This window comes from Vibrio sp. MA40-2, from assembly GCF_047302445.1.
Classification (GTDB): Bacteria; Pseudomonadota; Gammaproteobacteria; order Enterobacterales; family Vibrionaceae; genus Vibrio.
Genome location: NZ_CP178628.1, coordinates 1434307 through 1454221, shown reverse-complemented (window position 1 = coordinate 1454221; position 19915 = coordinate 1434307). Strand labels below are relative to the sequence as shown.

At 39.9% G+C, this 19915-nt stretch carries 13 protein-coding genes and 5 tRNA genes; 6 read left to right on the top strand and 12 right to left on the bottom strand.

The window, feature by feature from the left end; translation table 11 throughout:
* Positions 1–62 precede the first annotated feature (62 nt).
* The 7 genes from ACLKML_RS14270 to alaS form a co-directional block, all read right to left on the bottom strand.
* Positions 63–139 (bottom strand) — tRNA-Arg (locus ACLKML_RS14270).
* An 80-nt stretch (positions 140–219) separates the two neighbouring features.
* Positions 220–296: transfer RNA gene (locus ACLKML_RS14265), tRNA-Arg, on the bottom strand.
* Between the two features lie 18 nt (positions 297–314).
* Positions 315–407: transfer RNA gene (locus ACLKML_RS14260), tRNA-Ser, on the bottom strand.
* Between the two features lie 78 nt (positions 408–485).
* Positions 486–562 (bottom strand) — tRNA-Arg (locus tag ACLKML_RS14255).
* A gap of 21 nt (positions 563–583) precedes the next feature.
* Positions 584–676: transfer RNA gene (locus tag ACLKML_RS14250), tRNA-Ser, on the bottom strand.
* 229 nt (positions 677–905) lie between these two features.
* The gene (csrA, locus tag ACLKML_RS14245; RefSeq protein WP_317716919.1) at positions 906–1100 is read right to left on the bottom strand and encodes a carbon storage regulator CsrA; all 195 of its coding nucleotides are present in this window, start codon (positions 1098–1100) and stop codon (positions 906–908) included.
* A 599-nt stretch (positions 1101–1699) separates the two neighbouring features.
* Positions 1700–4282 carry an alanine--tRNA ligase gene (gene alaS / locus ACLKML_RS14240; protein ID WP_413283750.1) on the bottom strand — a complete coding sequence of 861 codons (2583 nt, stop codon included), beginning with the start codon at positions 4280–4282 and terminating at the stop codon, positions 1700–1702.
* Between the two features lie 416 nt (positions 4283–4698).
* Here alaS and ACLKML_RS14235 point away from each other — a divergent pair, with 416 nt between their 5' ends.
* The 5 genes from ACLKML_RS14235 (at position 4699) to ACLKML_RS14215 (ending at position 10679) form a co-directional block, all read left to right on the top strand.
* The gene (locus tag ACLKML_RS14235; RefSeq protein ID WP_413283749.1) at positions 4699–5229 is read left to right on the top strand and encodes a fimbrial protein; all 531 of its coding nucleotides are present in this window, start codon (positions 4699–4701) and stop codon (positions 5227–5229) included.
* Between the two features lie 177 nt (positions 5230–5406).
* Positions 5407–6147: a molecular chaperone gene (locus ACLKML_RS14230; RefSeq protein WP_413283748.1), complete on the top strand. Its 741-nt coding sequence runs from the start codon at positions 5407–5409 to the stop codon at positions 6145–6147.
* A gap of 17 nt (positions 6148–6164) precedes the next feature.
* On the top strand, positions 6165–8630 hold the full coding sequence (locus ACLKML_RS14225; protein ID WP_413283747.1) for a fimbria/pilus outer membrane usher protein: 2466 nt from the start codon (positions 6165–6167) through the stop codon (positions 8628–8630).
* The gene (gene stbD, locus ACLKML_RS14220) at positions 8627–9979 is read left to right on the top strand and encodes a fimbrial usher protein StbD (protein WP_413283746.1); all 1353 of its coding nucleotides are present in this window, start codon (positions 8627–8629) and stop codon (positions 9977–9979) included. Before ACLKML_RS14225 ends, stbD begins: the two co-directional genes overlap by 4 nt.
* On the top strand, positions 9945–10679 hold the full coding sequence (locus tag ACLKML_RS14215) for a fimbria/pilus periplasmic chaperone (RefSeq protein ID WP_413283745.1): 735 nt from the start codon (positions 9945–9947) through the stop codon (positions 10677–10679). The genes stbD and ACLKML_RS14215 overlap by 35 nt, the downstream gene beginning before the upstream one ends.
* 105 nt (positions 10680–10784) lie before the next feature.
* Here ACLKML_RS14215 and recA read toward each other — a convergent pair whose 3' ends face one another.
* Positions 10785–11828: a recombinase RecA gene (gene recA, locus ACLKML_RS14210; RefSeq protein WP_413283744.1), complete on the bottom strand. Its 1044-nt coding sequence runs from the start codon at positions 11826–11828 to the stop codon at positions 10785–10787.
* Positions 11829–11976: 148 nt separating this feature from the next.
* On the opposite strand from recA, the gene modF reads away from it, so the two are divergent.
* On the top strand, positions 11977–13434 hold the full coding sequence (gene modF, locus ACLKML_RS14205; RefSeq protein WP_413283743.1) for a molybdate ABC transporter ATP-binding protein ModF: 1458 nt from the start codon (positions 11977–11979) through the stop codon (positions 13432–13434).
* A gap of 111 nt (positions 13435–13545) precedes the next feature.
* Here modF and carB read toward each other — a convergent pair whose 3' ends face one another.
* From carB to mutT, 4 genes are all read right to left on the bottom strand, one after another.
* On the bottom strand, positions 13546–16764 hold the full coding sequence (carB, locus tag ACLKML_RS14200; protein ID WP_413283742.1) for a carbamoyl-phosphate synthase large subunit: 3219 nt from the start codon (positions 16762–16764) through the stop codon (positions 13546–13548).
* Positions 16765–16779: 15 nt separating this feature from the next.
* Complete coding sequence (carA, locus tag ACLKML_RS14195; RefSeq protein ID WP_413283741.1) at positions 16780–17919, bottom strand: glutamine-hydrolyzing carbamoyl-phosphate synthase small subunit; 1140 nt, start codon at positions 17917–17919, stop codon at positions 16780–16782.
* A 480-nt stretch (positions 17920–18399) separates the two neighbouring features.
* Positions 18400–19224 carry a 4-hydroxy-tetrahydrodipicolinate reductase gene (gene dapB / locus ACLKML_RS14190; protein ID WP_413283740.1) on the bottom strand — a complete coding sequence of 275 codons (825 nt, stop codon included), beginning with the start codon at positions 19222–19224 and terminating at the stop codon, positions 18400–18402.
* 144 nt (positions 19225–19368) lie between these two features.
* Complete coding sequence (gene mutT, locus ACLKML_RS14185) at positions 19369–19767, bottom strand: 8-oxo-dGTP diphosphatase MutT (protein ID WP_413285852.1); 399 nt, start codon at positions 19765–19767, stop codon at positions 19369–19371.
* Positions 19768–19915: the final 148 nt, after the last annotated feature.

Here is a 19915-nt window from a genome sequence, read left to right as displayed (position 1 = left end):
ATGTTATATAAAACCCAAATAGTAATAATTTAAAACTATTACTAGCTAAGTTGTTTAAATAATGGCGCGCTCGGAAGGATTCGAACCTTCGACCGCCTGGTTCGTAGCCAGGTACTCTATCCAGCTGAGCTACGAGCGCGCAGGGTGTTGCTAAAACGATGTAACAAAAACCCAGCCAGTAACAATTTAAAACTGTTACTAACTAAGTTGTTTAAATAATGGCGCGCTCGGAAGGATTCGAACCTTCGACCGCCTGGTTCGTAGCCAGGTACTCTATCCAGCTGAGCTACGAGCGCGCAATGTTTATCTAATAATGGCGGTGAGGGAGGGATTCGAACCCTCGATACGGTATTAAGCCGTATACTCCCTTAGCAGGGGAGCGCCTTCAGCCTCTCGGCCACCTCACCGTTTTTATCTTTTCTATTTAACGATCTATCTTTTTAGCTGCAAAACTAACAAGAACATTCATCATTAATTAAATAATATGGCGCGCTCGGAAGGATTCGAACCTTCGACCGCCTGGTTCGTAGCCAGGTACTCTATCCAGCTGAGCTACGAGCGCGCAATGTTTATTTCACAAGAATGGCGGTGAGGGAGGGATTCGAACCCTCGATACGGTATTAAGCCGTATACTCCCTTAGCAGGGGAGCGCCTTCAGCCTCTCGGCCACCTCACCATCTTGCGGAGGCACATATTACGATTTACCCAAAATATGTCAAATACTTTCTGAATTAAATTAGTGAAAAAACGCGTGATAGGCCACTAATCAACCAACCAGATGGAAAAACATGCTTTTATTGGAAATATTCAGCCATTTAACATCTTCAATATTACACATATTTTAAGGAACCTATCAGATACAAAAAAGGCTAGCAACAAGCCAGCCTCCTTCATCAACAGAAAATTTAGAAATTTCCTGTTGCTGGAGCAGCACCTTTTTCTGCTTGAATACGCATATAAATTTCTTCACGATGCACGGATACTTCTTTCGGAGCATTAACACCAATTCGAACCTGGTTACCCTTCACACCCAGTACTGTCACTGTTACTTCATCACCTATCATTAGGGTTTCGCCTACCCGGCGAGTTAAAATCAGCATTCTTCCACTCCTTGAGTAATCTCTGAACTTTTAAGCAATAACGCTTATTATCCAACATTAATAGCATTTACGTAAACTAGTCTAGTAAAGAAATAGTTACTTTTATTTGCTTTTCAAGCTCTTCCTTTTAATTTATTTATATTTCATCAATAAGGTTAGCTCTTTTCCCTAACAAACAGGGCTTAACAAAAAGATGGTATACCTACCACCACTTGTCAAAATTATTCTTTTTATTTCACTTTTACATACGACGAACAAATTTACATACAACCGACAATACGACAGAAAGCTTGTTATTTACTACTTAAAACTAAAACGTTATCAATAACTATAGTCAACTTATTAACTATTACGGATTTTTTCCATAAAAACTACTCTTAACGTTACTTATCTTGATACTCGTACTTCTGACCACTTCTTTGATTTGTTTCTAAGCATGGATAAATAGCAAACTAAACATGGGCAGGCCTTAAGTTAATAACACGTCAACGTTGATTAAATAACCAATAAATAATGTTCGACAAATTAGGTTCTATTTGATGTAAAAAAACCAACTAATGAATAATTAGTTGGTTTTTTTACTAACTTAACATACTGAATTAAAAGCGTTCTTCTAACCAGCCTTTAACGGTTTTAAGCGCTTCAGGTAAAGCGGCCACATCGGTGCCGCCAGCTTGTGCCATATCTGGACGACCTCCGCCTTTACCGCCGATCTGCATTGCGACCATATTTACCAGCTCACCCGCTTTTACTTTGCCAACTAAATCTTTGGTTACACCAGCAATTAGACCAACCTTATCACCATTAATGTTAGCTAACAAAATAACACCACTACCGATCTGGTTTTTGATGTTGTCTACCATAATACGCAAGTTTTTATTATCTGCATCTTGTAATGCTGCAACTAACACTTTGTGTCCAGAAATATGCTCAACTTTACCTAGCACATTGGCACTTTCTACCGTGGCTAATTTATCTTTTAGTTGCTGTATTTCTTTCTCTAATCCTTTAGATTTATTAGTAGCTTCAATCAATCTCAATTCATATTGCGCTTGTTGTGCTTCAAGTACATCAAGTGCAGCTTCACCTGTGGTCGCTTCAATACGTCGGATACCAGCTGCGATACCACTTTCGGAAACAATCTTGAACAGCCCAATATCACCGGTATTATTTACGTGGATACCACCGCAAAGCTCAGTAGAGAAATCGCCCATAGTTAAGACACGAACTTGCGCATCGTATTTTTCACCAAACAGAGCCATCGCGCCTTTTTTCTTGGCTGACTCAATATCCATGATATTTGTTTCGATCACATTGTTAGCACGTATTTGGCGGTTTACTATTCTTTCTACTTCACGTAACTCTTCCGCTTTAACCGCTTCTAAGTGCGAGAAATCAAAACGTAAGCCGTCTGGTTTTACTAATGACCCTTTTTGAGTAACATGTTCGCCAAGTACTTGACGTAAAGCAGCATGCACCAAATGGGTAGCAGAGTGATTGAGAGATATCGCTTGTCGGCGTTTTGCATCAACCAACGCGTGTACCGCATCTTCTTTAGCAAAAACACCTTCAATTAATTCACCATGGTGAGCAATTGCGCTACCTAATTTCTGAGTATCTTCAACTTTAAACAAACCCGAGGCCACTTTAAGAACACCAGCGTCGCCACATTGACCACCGGATTCTGCATAGAATGGCGTTTCATCTAAAACAATAATCGCCTTATCCCCTGCTGATAATGAATCAACTTGGCCTCCATCAACAAATATTGCTACCACTTGGCTAGTAGACTCTGTCCCTTGGTAACCCAAAAACTCAGTCGTTGCATCAACCTTAATCGCTTCATTATAATCAGTCGCAAATTGCCCCGCTTCACGCGCTCTTTTACGTTGTGCTGACATGGCTTTTTCAAAGCCAGCTTCATCAATAGTAAAGTTACGTTCACGTGCTACATCAGCGGTTAAATCGGCTGGAAATCCATAGGTATCGTAAAGTTTAAATACCATTTCACCATCAAGTTCTTTTCCTTCAAGCGCATCTAACGCGTCGTTAAGGATGGTCATACCACGGTCAAGTGTACGACTGAAGTTTTCTTCTTCGATTCGCAGAACTTTCTCAACCAAGGCCTGTTGCTTTTTCAACTCGACACCAGCAGACCCCATAACATCAGCAAGAACGGCAACCAATTTATAGAAGAACACCCCTTGCGCACCGAGCTTATTACCATGACGAACGGCACGGCGAATAATTCGACGAAGTACATACCCTCGTCCCTCATTGGATGGCATAACACCGTCAACAATCAAAAAAGCACAAGAACGTATATGATCAGCAACAACACGAAGCGACTGATTAGATAAGTCCTCATAACCAATCACTTCAGCAGAGGCTTTAATTAAGGTTTGGAAGATATCAATTTCATAGTTTGAATGCACACCTTGCATAATAGCGGCAATACGCTCAATCCCCATTCCTGTATCGACTGATGGCTTAGGCAAAGGTTCCATTGTACCGTCAGCATGACGATTAAATTGCATAAAGACGTTGTTCCATATTTCTATAAAACGATCGCCGTCTTCTTCAGGTGTGCCAGGGCGTCCACCCCAAATATGCTCACCGTGGTCATAAAAAATCTCAGTACAAGGGCCACACGGCCCGGTATCACCCATTTGCCAGAAGTTGTCTGACTCGTATGGTTTACCGCCGTCTTTATCACCAATGCGAACAATACGATCTGCAGGAATACCGACATCTTTGTTCCAAATATCGAATGCTTCATCATCGGTTTCATACACAGTTACTAATAATTTTTCTTGTGGTAACTTGAGTACTTTAGTTAAAAACTCCCATGCATAACTGATTGCATCGTTTTTAAAATAGTCGCCAAAACTAAAGTTGCCCAGCATTTCGAAAAAAGTATGGTGACGCGCAGTAAACCCAACATTCTCTAAGTCATTATGTTTACCACCTGCACGGACACAACGCTGAGCACTTGTCGCTCTTGTGTAGGCACGTTTATCTATACCTAAAAAACAATCTTTAAACTGGTTCATTCCGGCATTGTTGAACAACAAAGTTGGATCGTTTTCTGGAACCAATGATGAACTTTCTACTATCTGATGTCCTTTGCTTTCAAAGAACTCTAGAAACGCACGGCGTAACTCGTCGGTGCTCATATACATGCGACTCTTCCCAAAATTTTTAAGATGAATTTAGAGCAATAGCGCCCAAAAATAATTATTTGCCGGGTATTGTAAATGAAGGGGCTGATTTCGGCTAGTTTTCTTAAATAAAAGAATAAGAGTTACTTTTTAAGCTCACTGTTACTTTGTAACAATTTCGTTAACAAAAATAACATTTAAATAACACATTCATTATATGTTCGTAGTGTAGATGAAATATTATTTTACATTTTCTTATCATGACTTTAATAAATCCAACTAACTTCTAAAAACGTAATTATTAGCATTTAATTTATATTATTTCGATCTGAATGATAACGAATAGATCATTCAGATCAACTAAAGTGCCCTCATCAATTAACGAACTGAATGGTTCATCAAATTTATAGGATAGATTATCCTTAAGGGTTTAAAAAATGAAAAAGTCAAATTTAGCACTACTTTCTGCCGTCACAATATTAAGCACCAGTGTTTTAGCAGCACAAGCAAACGTTATTACCTTTCAAGGGGAAGTAACCGACCAAACTTGTGTTGTTGATGTAAATGGAGAGGAAGCAAATCCAGTAGTATTATTACCAACTGTATCTACCTCAGATTTGGCAGCAGATGGCAACGTTGCTGGTACTACTGAATTCAATATTTCTGTTTCTGGTTGTACCGCTGGTGCAACAGGCGATATATCTACTGTTTTTGTTGGCAACCAAGTAACGACAGCAGGAAACTTAGGAAATACAGGATCAGCGACAAATGTTGATATACAAATTTTAGATACTGCAAGCAGCGCGATTGATTTCACCAGTGATTTTAACGGAGTTGGTGACTTGAATCTTGCTGATGCAACAGCCACAGAAGCTACCGCTACATATAAAGCTCAGTACTATGCCACAGGCCTTTCAGCTGCCGGTACGGTAAACGCATCTCTCCAATATGCAATTTCGTATCAATAAATCACATTAAGTGCTCTACCTGAAGCACCTCTGATTAAGTTGGGTATAAGAAATAAATTTTATCTTATACCCATCTGTTCAATACATACAAACCACACTGATAAAAACGTTCTATATCTTACTATTCTTCATTTAAACCAATTGGTTGCAAATACGGTTAACTCTGGGATTCGTGCTATGAAAAAAACACTCTATTTTCTACTCTTTTTTATTTCTACCAATACATCTGCCAATATCGTCATGACAGGAAGTCGTATTGTATATAATGAAGGTAAAGAGTTCGTCAATGTTCAGCTGAACAATAAAAGTGACAAAGTGTTTTTTGTGCAATCTTGGACTGAAAACAATGACAAGCCATCTGAAAAAATTGAAGAAACACCTTATGCAGTCATTCCTCCTATCGCAAAATTAGAAGCAAACACTGGACAAGTTATAAGGGCTGTCCTTATTGATAAACAGGCGTTTTCTGACGACCGAGAATCCGTATCATACTTCAACTTTTTGCAGGTTCCAGCAAATACAGATGTTACCGATGGTAATGAAGATAACAACAAACTTGTAATTACCATTAAGCACAAAGTAAAACTTTTCTACCGACCAAAAAAAATCGCCAATTACCAAACCAATTGGGCACAAGATATTCAACTTGATGTTCTTGAATACAATAATAAAACCTTACAATTACGAGTAACCAATAATAGACCTTTATATTTATCCATGTCTGGCGTGGCGAAGCTTGAGTACGGCGATACAAAGTTAGCATCGGCAGGCTTAATGGTTGCGCCATATTCTTATCAAGACTTTGAATTTATATCAGATTTTGGTAACGACTTGTCTTCTACACCAGCAAACTTTACTTTCTCGTCCGTTAATGACCAAGGTGGTCTAACGGAAAGAAAGTATCCACTTTACTTCTAATAGAGGTAGTAAGTTTCATGCAAAAAAAGATTTTTATTGCTACGGCTTTAACTCTACTTAGTTGTTTTGCTATGGCGGTTGAAAAGCCTCAATTTGATGCCTCTTTATTTCAAGGAAGCGTTAATGTCGATCGTTACTTAAATAGTGACTCTGATTTATCCAACTATGGGATAAATGGCACAAGTACCATTGATCTATACTTAAATGGAAAACTGGTTAAAGCCAACTTTGAGATACGCTCTGCGATGAACGCAAAACTCGATAAATTTGAAGGGTGCTTTTCTCTTACTCAATTAGACGTGTTGAGAGTACCAGCGCCAAAACATAATCTTGAGTGTTACTTTGTATCTGATTTAATCCCGTCATCTTCATGGAAATTTGAACCATCAAATTTCAAACTTGACTACACAATTCCTCAAGCTGCGTTAATTCGAGAAAGAGAGGGTTATATCGACCCGAGTAAATGGGACGGTGGTATATCTGCTTTATTTATTAAGCATAATTCTAACTACTACTTCACTCAATACGATGATTCACAAAATCACCAGTATTTAAACAGTAATTTCAAAGTAGGCAGTAACATAGGACTGTGGCAATTTAGGCATGACGGTTTTGTTAGAATCAGTGATGATGAGCATGATTACAGCGCACTAAACACTTACGTTCAGAGGCCAATTGCTAGCATTGCTAGTAACGTCATTTTAGGTGAATCTTATACTTCAGAAGGGTTATTTGGTAGCGTATCTTACACAGGTATCAAGCTCGAAACCGACAAGCGTATGTGGCCACAAAGCCAATTAGGTTATGCACCAGAAGTAAATGGAGTGGCTTTAACAAACGCCCATGTATCCGTTTTACAAAATGGCCAAGTCATTCGTGAAATCACCGTACCGCCGGGACCATTTGTTATCAATGATTTAAACGATACAAAAAGCAATGGTGATTTACAGGTAATCATTCGTGAAAGTGATGGCGTGGTGAATACGTATACCGTCCCGTACTCGTCGGTACCTTTGTCAATAAGGCCGGGTAATGAAGTTTATAATGTTGCTACTGGCAATGTGCGTGGTTACGACAATGTCAATAGCTGGTTTGCTCAGGCGACCATACAACATGGCATGAGCAATTTCTTAACATTAAATTCAGGAGTAAGACTAGGGGAGGATTATCAAGCGTACATGTCAGGCGGCGTAATAGCTACGCCAATAGGCGCATTTGGTTTCAAAGGAACCTATGCTTTCACTCAAGCTTATGAAAGTGAACCAGCAAGCAAAGGATGGCAACTCGAGACCTCGTTTGCTCGTTCATTCGATACTGGTATGCACCTATCATTGCTCGCCTATCGATACTCATCAAAAGGTTATATGAGTTTGACAGATGTGTTAGGTAGAAGGGAACAAATTAGCACTGGTACAAGCGGCTATGTTTCCGACACTTTTAATCAACGCAATAGATTCACCATATCGCTTAGCCAGTCATTAGCGGAATTTGGATCACTGAATGTCAGTGGCTCAATAGCCGATTATTATGATCAAGATAACGCCAATATTAACTATCAAGCGGCATACAGTAATAGTTGGAACAATGTCTCCTATAATCTATCTTTAGGAAGGCAATATAGTTTTACCAATAGCACCGACGGAAGGTACGAAACAACCATGGCAGTAGGCGTGTCGATACCGTTTGATATATTCGACCGCTGGTCAACCGTTAGCTTTAACTATACCCAAAGTGATTCTGGAGAAACAGCAACCACCAGCATCGCCGGAACTATTGGAGAAAAAGCACAAATGTCCTATTCTGCTTATGCTGGTCATGAAAGTGGTAATAATACCTATGGCGCAAATCTATCAACCAGGACTAGGTATGGGAATGTATCCTTTTCAGCGGCAACTGGGCAAGGCTACAATCGTGTTTCCGCAGGAATGTCAGGTACCATTCTTGCTCATAGCGGAGGCGTAACATTCGGCCCTTATGTTAGCGATGCTTTTGCTTTAGTCCATGCTGAAGATGGGCAAGGATTACAATTATTAAATGGTCAAGGCGCGCAAATTGATGGAAACGGCTATGCTATTTTTCCTTCTTTAATGTCGTATCGATACTCTAATGTGGCGCTAGGTGCGACTCCAGATACTTACAGCAATGTAGATTTAAAAACCGGCAGCCAGAAAGTCGTGCCATATTCTGGTGCGGTAGTAAAAGTTACATTTGAAACAATAACAGGTTATGCCGTATTGATAGCCACTACGCTAGAAAATGGCGAATACCCGCCAATGGGAGCGGACGCATTTGATGATACGGGAATGAGTGTTGGTATGGTTGGGCAAGCTGGGCAAGTGTATGTTAGGTTGAACGAAAGCGCCAAAGGTGTGACCTTACGTTGGAATGACAATCGCGAGTGTTTTATTCCCATCAATCCTACCTCTCTGGATAAAACAGCAGCATTGAATACGTATTCACAAACTTGTGAGCAAAAAAAATGAAAATAATTATTAAGCTAGTGGTAGTAATGTGTATTGTGTGGAGCTCACTCGCAGTTTCGGCTTGTAGAAAACTTGATACTACAACCTCCTCTTATTTGTCTAGTGAAGCTATAGCGGCTGGTTATTACGTAAGCAACAATGTTGATGGAGCGGCAGATGGTAACTATGGTAGCCTTGGACTGCCCGGTATTATTAACATTAATAGTGGCAGTGCATTTCAACCAGATGGTACGGTATTGGCATCATCTGTGGCTTCATTTTTAACCAGCGCAAATAGAAGCTCCTATGGTCAAAAGCAGGTTCTTTTTCGCTGCGACTTATCGGATAAAGATGAACTATACGAGTACTATGCCACCAATGGAGACGATAACTTTGCTGGTAGGAATGAGGTAATAGGCATACCTAATGCCTACTATTCAGACTATCGGTATGCTGCATTTCGCTTCACTAATCTTTCTACTGGTGAATACTACTCACGTTACTGGAAAGCGAGAAAGCTCGACCCTTCCGAAATGTTTTACGATGATAATTATGTTTACGTTCATGCAGGCCTATTCAGTGATGTAGGCGTAGAAGTTATAAAAGTATCAAATAGTAGTACAAACTATGGTTTAGATTATGGTCGATATACCCCTCCCTACACTAGGGTTCTAGGCTATATAGCCTTTAAAGGAGGTGGCCTAAGTTCTGGATTAACCGTCGGATGTGATCATGGTGGGGGTTGTTATAATGGTTGGTATAGCTATTGGCCAGGTGGTTGGGGATGGCAGAACCAACTAACTTTTGTCCGCGGTGCCTATTGTGAAGTTACCGATTATACGCCGCATATAATGTTCCCTACTGTTAGCAGCGAATATCTAAATATTGGTCAAAATGTCGTAGAAAATTTTTCTGTAGGCTTGAAGTGTGAAACCGATGCGAAGTCGGGAACTGCTGTAGAATCAAGCACTAGCATAAACACCACATCCCGACCGGTTTCGATGGGATTTTTAGTCAACTCAAGTAATGCCATATCAAAAGCACAAGAGCTTGGACTAAGTACCACTGAAGGTGGCCTTACCTATTTACTTAGCAATAATTATGGCGATTCAGATATGGCCCAAGGCGTGGGAATTAGAATCTATGACAGCAATAACAGAGCGATGCAACTCTTGCCAAGCAGGTTAACGAATACCGGTAATTCTGGTGGTTGGTATGGCTACCAAGAGCTGGCCCAGCACGCAGGAACTGAGGTGGATCATAATATATATCGAGGCAATTTTTCAGCATCACTAGAAAAACTACCTGGGGAAACGGTCACTGCGGGGAGGGTTTATGGCCAAGTCCAAATTATTGTTAGTTTTCAGTAAACTAGTTATATTTTTCACTTTTGCAATTGTAAGTATTAGCAATGCCACTGCTGAAGTAAATATAGATAAAACCCGACTGATCATTAATGCTAACGATAGGTTTGCTGAATTGAGCCTAGTTAATTCAGCAGAGTACCCCACGGCAATCCAATTATGGACAGATGCTGGCAATATTTTAGCTTATCCTTCCGAGGAATTGACTCCAGTATTTGTATTGCCACCCATTTTTAAGTTAGAACCGGGTGAAATACGGCAAATCAAAGTTATGCTGAATCGTTCGGATTTAAAAGATGTAACCAGTGAGAGTTTATTTTGGTTGAATATATTGCAGGTACCTCAAGATATTAATCCTCAAGGCATGGATAATGAGGATAATGTGGCAAAGGTGACACTACCTTTACGATATCGCTTGAAAATATTAGTTAGGCCAAATGGGGTACAAAAACCATCCGATACAGATTACCAAGATATAAATTTTAAAATAGTAGGGAATCAACTACACATATCGAACCAAACACATTGGCACATGAATTTCTTATCAATACAGATAGGTGATGAAGTGATAGAGCGTGTAACAACCCTGCCTCTAAGTGTACAGGTTAAACCACTGAATATGATGAATCTCAACACTAACCATATTCGATATACAATCATATCAGATGAAGGTCAACTCATTGAGTTTACAAAGAATATTCAATGAGTTAGTTTTTAGTAGGTAATACTTGAAAGTAAAGAAACTTTTAACAAAAACTTATATTTCAATCAGTTAAAATAAAAAGCCTCGCATTAGCGAGGCTTTTTTAGTTTATAATTCTGGTTCTGGTTTAATAGCCTCAGGCTCTTCTGATTCATCAATGACTACTGGTGCCAATAATAACTCACGAAGTTTAGTTTCTATCTCTAGAGCTGTTGCAGTATGTTCGCGCATATATTTGCCGGCATTCGCTTTACCTTGGCCAATTTTATCACCTTGATAACTGTACCAAGCCCCTGCTTTTTCAACCAACTTATGCTTGACACCCAAATCAATTAGCTCGCCTTCTCGGTTAAAGCCTTTTCCGTAAAGAATTTGTGTTTCCGCTTGCTTAAATGGCGCTGAGATTTTGTTCTTAACAACTTTAATTCGCGTTTCATTACCTACTACTTCATCACCTTCTTTAATTGCACCGGTACGACGAATATCAAGACGAACAGAAGCGTAAAATTTCAGGGCATTACCACCTGTTGTGGTTTCTGGGCTACCAAACATAACACCAATTTTCATACGAATTTGGTTGATAAAAATACACATGCAATTGGATTGTTTCAGATTACCAGTTAGCTTACGCATTGCTTGAGAAAGCATACGAGCTTGAAGCCCCATATGACTATCACCCATTTCACCTTCAATTTCCGCTTTAGGGGTTAGTGCGGCAACAGAATCGACAACAATAACATCTACTGCGCCAGAACGAGCCAGTGCATCTACAATTTCAAGTGCTTGCTCGCCAGTATCAGGTTGAGAAACCAAAAGTGCATCAATGTCTACACCCAAAGCTTTAGCATAAATAGGATCTAGAGCGTGTTCCGCATCAATAAACGCACACGTTTTTCCTGCACGTTGAGCAGCAGCAATCAACTCAAGTGTTAGTGTTGTTTTACCAGAACTTTCCGGGCCATAAACTTCAACAATTCGTCCCATAGGAAGGCCACCGGCACCTAATGCAATGTCTAGAGACAAAGAACCCGTTGAAATTGTTTCTACGTCCATAGTGCGGTTATCGCCAAGACGCATAATTGAGCCTTTACCGAATTGTTTCTCAATTTGACCTAGAGCCGCTGCCAGCGCCTTTTGCTTATTTTCGTTCATTACTTTCTCCGCACTATTTGCTTAATTGCGATTAATTATACTGTAGATTCATACAGTGTCTATAGCTGTATGAATCTTTTTTTCTATTTATACCCTAACTCATGGTTTAATTACATGTTGCCATAAAATAATAAGGAAATAGTGAAAAATGGAGATTACTTTTCGCCAAGTAACACGGCAAACCATCAGTACAATGCTTGAAATAGAAGATTGGCATATTTCTCAACATCAATCTTGGGGAATATTCAGTACAGAAGGTGATATCGGCTCCATTCTTGGTGATCTACTTTGCCAAGAACAGCAAGTAGATCACGGTGAAATTCTAGGTCTGACTAAAAATATCGCACAAATTTCACTAACCGAACAACAGCGTTTATTAGAATCCGAACTGGCTATTGATGATACTGATTTTATGGATAAAATCGATACTGGTAGCACGGTTTATTCTCTTATTTATCAACAGTGCAACGATGATAATCTTACCAACACGCTTATTGAAGAACTTGACCTAACTCACTTGTCACACAGCGGTTTTCGAGTGTTATCAACGGGAGAAACTCGTCGTTTAATGCTTGCACGTGTGCTTGCCTGTCAGCCGAATCTGTTGATATTAGACGAACCCTACGCTGGCTTAGATGCATTACATAGAAATAATTTAGCTAGGTATCTTGCTAACCTTGCACAATCCATTCAGTTGATCGTTGTTGTATCACGCGAAGATGAAATGCCAGAATGGGTGGATAACATCGCCTTATTTGATAACGGAAAACTAATCGATACGATGCCGCGATCCAGTTGGAATAATCATCCAATTATCGCTCAACTTGCCGCTCAATCCGAAGTGCAAAGTGAAAAGATGATGGATCTAATCCACAAACACAAGCATATTTTTAAGTTCGACAATCCACTGTTTGAATTGACCGATGGCAAAGTAGCTTACACTGACACAATCATATTTTCCCAGGCCAATTGGCGAATTAATAATGGCGAACACTGGCAAATCCGTGGCCCAAATGGATGCGGAAAAAGCACTTTATTAGGGCTGATTTTTGGCGATCATCCACAATGTTATAGCAATAACATTCAAATTTTTGGTAAACAAAGAGGCAGTGGAGAAACGATTTGGGATATAAAGAAAAATATTGGAATGGTGTCATCATCACTCCATTTACAATATAGAGCAAGTTGTAGCGCATTAGATGTCGTATTATCCGGATTTTATGATTCAATTGGTTTGTATACTCAACCAGCAAAAAAAGAAATTGATATTGCTAAAGAGTGGCTCGATATTCTGCACATGGAAAAATTTATAAAGACACCATTTAAACAATTAGAATATGGCCAACAAAGATTACTGTTGGTTGCCAGAGCCTTAGTAAAACAACCTGCTCTGCTTATTTTAGATGAACCCTATCAAGGGTTAGATAATCTTGGCCGGCGCTTAGTAATGAAAACGTTAGACATGATCGCAAAAGAAAATTTGAGCCAGCTACTATACGTATCTCATTATGAACAAGATACATTAGATAACGTTAAGAACTTTGTCGATTTTGTTACCAATGAAAATAGTAATGGTTATAAAGTCATCATTCACTCTACCCAATAATAACAAGGTAGCAAAATTATAAATAAACTGGACATGTTCGGATATAAAAAAGCCGTAATAACTAATCAGGTTATTACGGCTTTATTGTTATTTAATCAGCAAAAAAGCTTATTATTTGATTTTTGCATGTAACTCTTGAATCGACGTTACCGATTTACGATTGTCTGCAGTATGTGCCATACAAGTGGCAAATGCGGCATTCAATGTAGTGGTATAATTCACTTTTTCTTGCAGTGCACCACGACGTAAGACTTTAGAATCTTCAATTGCCTGACGTCCAGCGGCAGTGTTAATAATGTAGGTGTACTCATTATTTTTGATGCGATCAAGAATGTGAGGTCGACCTTCATGTACTTTGTTTACCAAGCGTGGGTTAATACCCGCTTCACCTAGAATAACCGCGGTTCCATGAGTCGCATCTAATTGATAACCAAGCTTGGTTAACTTAGAGGCTAAATCTACCACACGTTGTTTATCGTTATTACGAACTGATAACAGTGCCCGTCCACCTTCTGGGTATTCTTTATTACAACCAAGTTCAGCTTTGGCAAACGCTTCAGCGAAAGAAGCACCAATCCCCATAACTTCACCAGTTGAACGCATTTCTGGACCAAGCAATGGATCAACACCCGGGAATTTATCAAACGGTAATACTACTTCTTTCACCGAATAATAAGGCGGAATAATTTCTTGAGTAAAGCCTTGAGATTGTAAAGACTGCCCAGCCATTACTCGCGCGGCGATTTTAGCTAACGGCGCACCAGTCGCCTTAGAAACAAATGGTACGGTACGCGCAGCACGTGGGTTCACCTCAATGAGATAGACCTCGTTATCTTTAACCGCAAACTGAGTATTCATTAGACCACGAACGCCAAGTTCAAATGCTAACTTCTCAACTTGCTCGCGCATTACGTCTTGAATTTCTTTACTTAGCGTATAAGCAGGTAAAGAACAAGCTGAATCGCCAGAGTGAACACCGGCTTGTTCAATATGTTCCATAATACCGCCAATGACCACACGCTCGCCGTCACAAATCGCATCAACATCCACTTCAACCGCATCATCTAAAAAGCGGTCTAAAAGCACTGGCGATTCATTTGAAACACTTACCGCCTCATTAAAGTAACGCTTTAAATCGGCTTCATCGTAGACAATTTCCATTGCACGACCACCAAGAACATACGACGGACGAACCACTAATGGGAAACCGATTTCTTTCGATTTTTCAATCGCGTGTTCCATTGCAGTTACTGTTGCATTCTCTGGCTGTTTAAGACCAAGACGCTCAACTGCAGCTTGGAAACGTTCGCGGTCTTCTGCACGGTCAATAGCATCAGGGCTAGTACCAATAATAGGAACGCCTGCTGCTTCTAAAGCTCGTGCAAGTTTAAGAGGCGTTTGACCACCATATTGAACAATGACACCTTTAGGTTTTTCAACTCGAACAATAGATAACACATCTTCTAACGTGATCGGCTCAAAATACAGTCGGTCTGATGTGTCGTAATCGGTCGATACCGTCTCAGGATTACAATTGACCATAATGGTTTCATAACCATCTTCTCTCAAAGCAAGAGAGGCGTGCACACAGCAATAATCAAATTCAATACCCTGGCCGATACGATTTGGACCGCCGCCGATAACCATAATTTTTTCTTTATCGGTAGGTTGCGACTCACACTCTTCATCATACGATGAATACATATAAGCGGTATCAGACGAAAACTCAGCCGCACAAGTATCTACACGCTTATAAACAGGGTGAATATCATACTGGTCACGTAAACGACGAATCTCACTTTCCGCTATACCTAAAAGTGTTGATAAACGTTCATCAGCAAAACCTTTACGTTTCACTTTGCGTAAGATGTCTTTATTTAAACCAGCAAATCCACCAACTTTAAGTTGTTCTTCAATCTGAACCAGTTCTTCAATTTGCACTAAGAACCAACGATCAATAGAGGTAAGATTAAATACGCCATCGACAGATAAACCTGCACGAAATGCATCGGCGATATACCAAATACGCTCAGCACCTGCTTCTTTTAACTCATGACGAATTTTAGTCAACGCATCTGGAGTATCAAGATCAACCATCTCATCGAAGCCAGACGCGCCTACTTCTAGGCCACGTAACGCTTTATGCATAGATTCTTGAAAGTTACGCCCAATAGCCATAACTTCACCAACCGACTTCATTTGAGTGGTTAGTCGGTCATTAGAACCCGCAAATTTTTCGAAGTTAAAACGAGGGATCTTAGTAACAACATAATCGATGGTTGGTTCGAAAGAAGCTGGAGTCGCGCCACCAGTAATATCATTCATTAACTCATCGAGCGTATAACCAATCGCTAATTTTGCCGCGACTTTTGCGATAGGGAAACCTGTGGCTTTTGAAGCTAACGCAGAAGAACGGGATACACGTGGATTCATCTCAATGATAACCATGCGGCCATCTTTTGGATTGATACCAAACTGAACGTTAGAACCACCTGTTTCTACGCCAATTTCACGCAATACTGCTAATGAAGCATTACGCATTAACTGATATTCTTTATCCGTTAATGTTTGAGCAGGTGCAACAGTAATAGAATCACCAGTATGAATCCCCATTGGGTCGAAGTTTTCTATCGCACAGACAATGATGCAATTATCATTTTTGTCGCGAACCACTTCCATTTCATACTCTTTCCAACCAATAAGCGATTCATCGATCAATAATTCATTGGTTGGTGAAAGATCTAAACCACGTCGGCAGATCTCTTCAAATTCTTCTTTGTTATAAGCAATACCGCCACCAGTACCACCCATAGTAAATGAAGGGCGAATGATACATGGATAGCCAACCATTTCTTGAACTTTGTACGCTTCTTCCATGGTTTTAGCTGTATCAGCTCTTGGGCACTCTAAACCAATGGATTTCATTGCTTTGTCGAAGCGAGAACGGTCTTCTGCTTTATCGATAGCGTCTGCGGTAGCACCGATCATTTCAACACCGAATTCTTCTAGAACTCCGTATTTTTCTAAATCTAATGCACAGTTAAGAGCCGTTTGTCCGCCCATTGTCGGCAAAACAGCATCTGGACGTTCTTTCTCTATAATATTGCGAACTACTTCCCAATGAATCGGCTCAATGTAGGTTGCATCGGCCATTTCAGGGTCGGTCATAATAGTCGCTGGATTCGAGTTAACCAGAATAACTCGATAGCCTTCTTCTCTTAGTGCTTTACATGCTTGTGCACCAGAGTAATCAAATTCGCACGCCTGACCGATTACAATCGGGCCAGCACCAAGGATTAGAACACTTTTGATGTCATTACGTTTTGGCATTCTTTTCGACTCCGTTTATGCGCTGTGCTGTTGAATAAGTTCGATAAAATGGTCAAACAATGGGGCTGCATCGTGAGGACCAGGGCTTGCTTCTGGGTGACCTTGGAAGCTAAACGCTGGTTTATCGGTACGATGAATACCTTGTAATGACCCATCAAAAAGAGAAACATGAGTTGCTCTTAGGTTTTCAGGTAACGTAGTCTCATCCGCTGCAAAGCCATGGTTTTGAGAAGTAATCATAACCACATCTCTATCCAAATCTTTTACCGGATGGTTAGCTCCATGATGACCAAACTTCATTTTTTTGGTTTTTGCACCCGATGCTAAAGCCAAAATTTGATGCCCTAAGCAAATACCGAAAATAGGCAGTCCTTTGTCCAGAAAAACTTTGGTTGCTTCTATCGCATACGTACAAGGTTCAGGATCGCCAGGGCCATTAGATAAGAAAATGCCGTCAGGATTCATCGCTAGAACGTCTTCAGCTGGAGTTTGGGCAGGCACAACCGTTAATCGGCAGCCTCTATCAACTAACATACGTAAGATATTTCTTTTGGCTCCAAAATCGTAAGCAACCACATGGTAAGGCAATTCGCTGTCCGCTTTTGCTTCCGGCAAGCCGCCAATCAACGTCCATGAACCTTGCTTCCAAGCAAAAGATTCGTTAGTGGTCACTTCTTTCGCTAAGTCCATCCCCTTTAGACCAGGGAACTCTTTGGTTTTTGCGAGTGCTACTGTTTGATCTAAGCTATCACCTGCAACAATACAACCATTCTGAGCGCCTTTCTCTCGTAGGATTCGCGTCAGTTTTCGTGTATCAATATCAGCGATACCAACAATATTTTGCGATTTTAAGTAATCAGACAAAGATTGTTCATTACGAAAATTTGAAGCAATAAGAGGTAGGTCTCGGATAACTAAACCTTGAGCATGAATTGCGTTAGACTCTTCATCTTCAGTGTTTGTACCGGTATTGCCAATATGAGGATAGGTAAGGGTAACGATTTGTTGAGAATAGGAAGGATCAGTGAGGATTTCTTGATACCCCGTCATCGAGGTATTAAAAACGACTTCTCCGACTGCAGAACCTAGTGCCCCAATGGAAACCCCGTTAAAAACTGTCCCATCTTCTAGGACAAGCATTGCTGACTTACTCAAGACAACCTCCAGAATAAAAATGCATAAATTTTGTATTAATTTGCAATTCTACCTTCCTTACCGCTGAATACAACAGCTTAATGGAAATTAGACAAATTGGCGGTATTCTAGTGATCCGTGTGATGAGTGTCAACAACATACCGTTTTGTTTTGTTTATTTTTTAAGGGCTAATAAGCTCATCTTCTTCAGAAGCCTTGAAATATGAACTTAACTACCGATAAATGCACCGAAGCACAACAAATCAGTCAAAATAAAACGATATTATAAAAAAATACAAAAAATAACACACAGTAACAATAGCAAACGATAACGCATGTAAGTTAAGTAACACTTTTAAAGGAAATAGACTACAAATAGGATAGAAAAGAGAAAAAGAATAGATAAAAACCGAGAATAGCTCAATAATTACGCTTTAATAGTTAAAGAAAAAAGTAATTAGCTGTATAAGCGCCAACCTTGATTGACGCATAAATATGTAATTATAAATCGTTCAGTTGTAATACATCTGTCATAGTATAGAAACCGGCTTGCTTTTGATTTAACCAAACAGCAGCTTTTACTGCACCATTTGCAAATGTCATTCTGTCCGTTGCTTTGTGGGTGATCTCAACTCTTTCACCAATATCTGCAAACATCGCAGTATGTTCACCAACAATATCACCGGCTCTAATAGTAGCAAAACCAATTTCATTTTTGCTACGTTCGCCTGTAATACCTTCACGAGCATAAACCGCTACATCATTTAAATTGTTATCCATTGCTCCAGCAATGGCTTCTCCCATACCGATTGCAGTGCCAGAAGGTGCATCTACCTTAAAACGATGGTGCGCTTCAACAATTTCAATATCACAATAATCACCCATCACTTTTGCTGCTTTTTCTAATAATTTAAACACTAAATTGACGCCGACACTGTAATTTGGAGCCATAACAATAGGTATTTGTTTAGCAGCTTCATTAATCAGCTGCTGCTCATCAGTAGAAAATCCTGTTGTACCGATGACTAATTTCTTATTATGTTTTTTACACAATTCGATATTAGCTAGAGTGCTTTGGGGAACAGTAAAATCAATGATGACATCAAACTCGGCAATCGCTTTTTCTAGGTTATCGACCAGAGCAATATTAAAGTGCCCTTCACCACATAGTTCGCCAACATCAACACCAACAAGTGATGACTCTGGTCGTTCTGATGCTGCCCCAACAGATGCATTTGAGGTGTGGTGGGTAGCTTTTACTAAATTGCGGCCCATACGACCCGCGGCTCCTGCAATCGCAATTCGAACCATTGCGTCTATCTCCATACGTTTGAGTGAAATCCAATTTAACTGAATTAACTATGTGCTTCAAGACTTCTTGAATATTGCTTGTCTCTTAAACATGGCTTATCGCTTTGACATAGCTTGAATATTAATTGTAACTTGAGAGTAACTTGTAGAATGAGGAAGTTAAACACTCAACTCAATTATTTTACTCACAATAGGAACATTTGCTTTAGGAAACTCGTAATCCATCAGTGATTCTACTTTTACCCATTCCCCTAGCTGGCCTTCTTTACCAAAAGGCTCGTGTTGAAACTGGCTAACAGTAAAAAAATCAAATTCTAGTGATTTATCAGGGTAATCATAATTAAGATGTTCAAATAGGCTCAATTCGGTTACCACGATCCCTACTTCTTCATATAACTCTCGAATCAAGCCTTGTTGAGCGCTTTCATTGTTCTCAACTTTACCTCCTGGAAATTCCCACAGGCCACCTTGATGTGCTTCTTTCGCTCTTTTAGTGATAAAAATCTTATCTTTTTCGGCATTAAAAATAATAGCCGCGACAATGTGTAAACGTTTCATATTCAGTCCATATACTGATTGTTAGCTAACTAATCTGAACTTTGGATATCCTAAATTGACTGACAGCATAAATGGACATCCTTTACATTTCAACCAACCAATTTTATATTTCACGCATTAAAAAGGCCGCTTTACGCGACCTTTTATT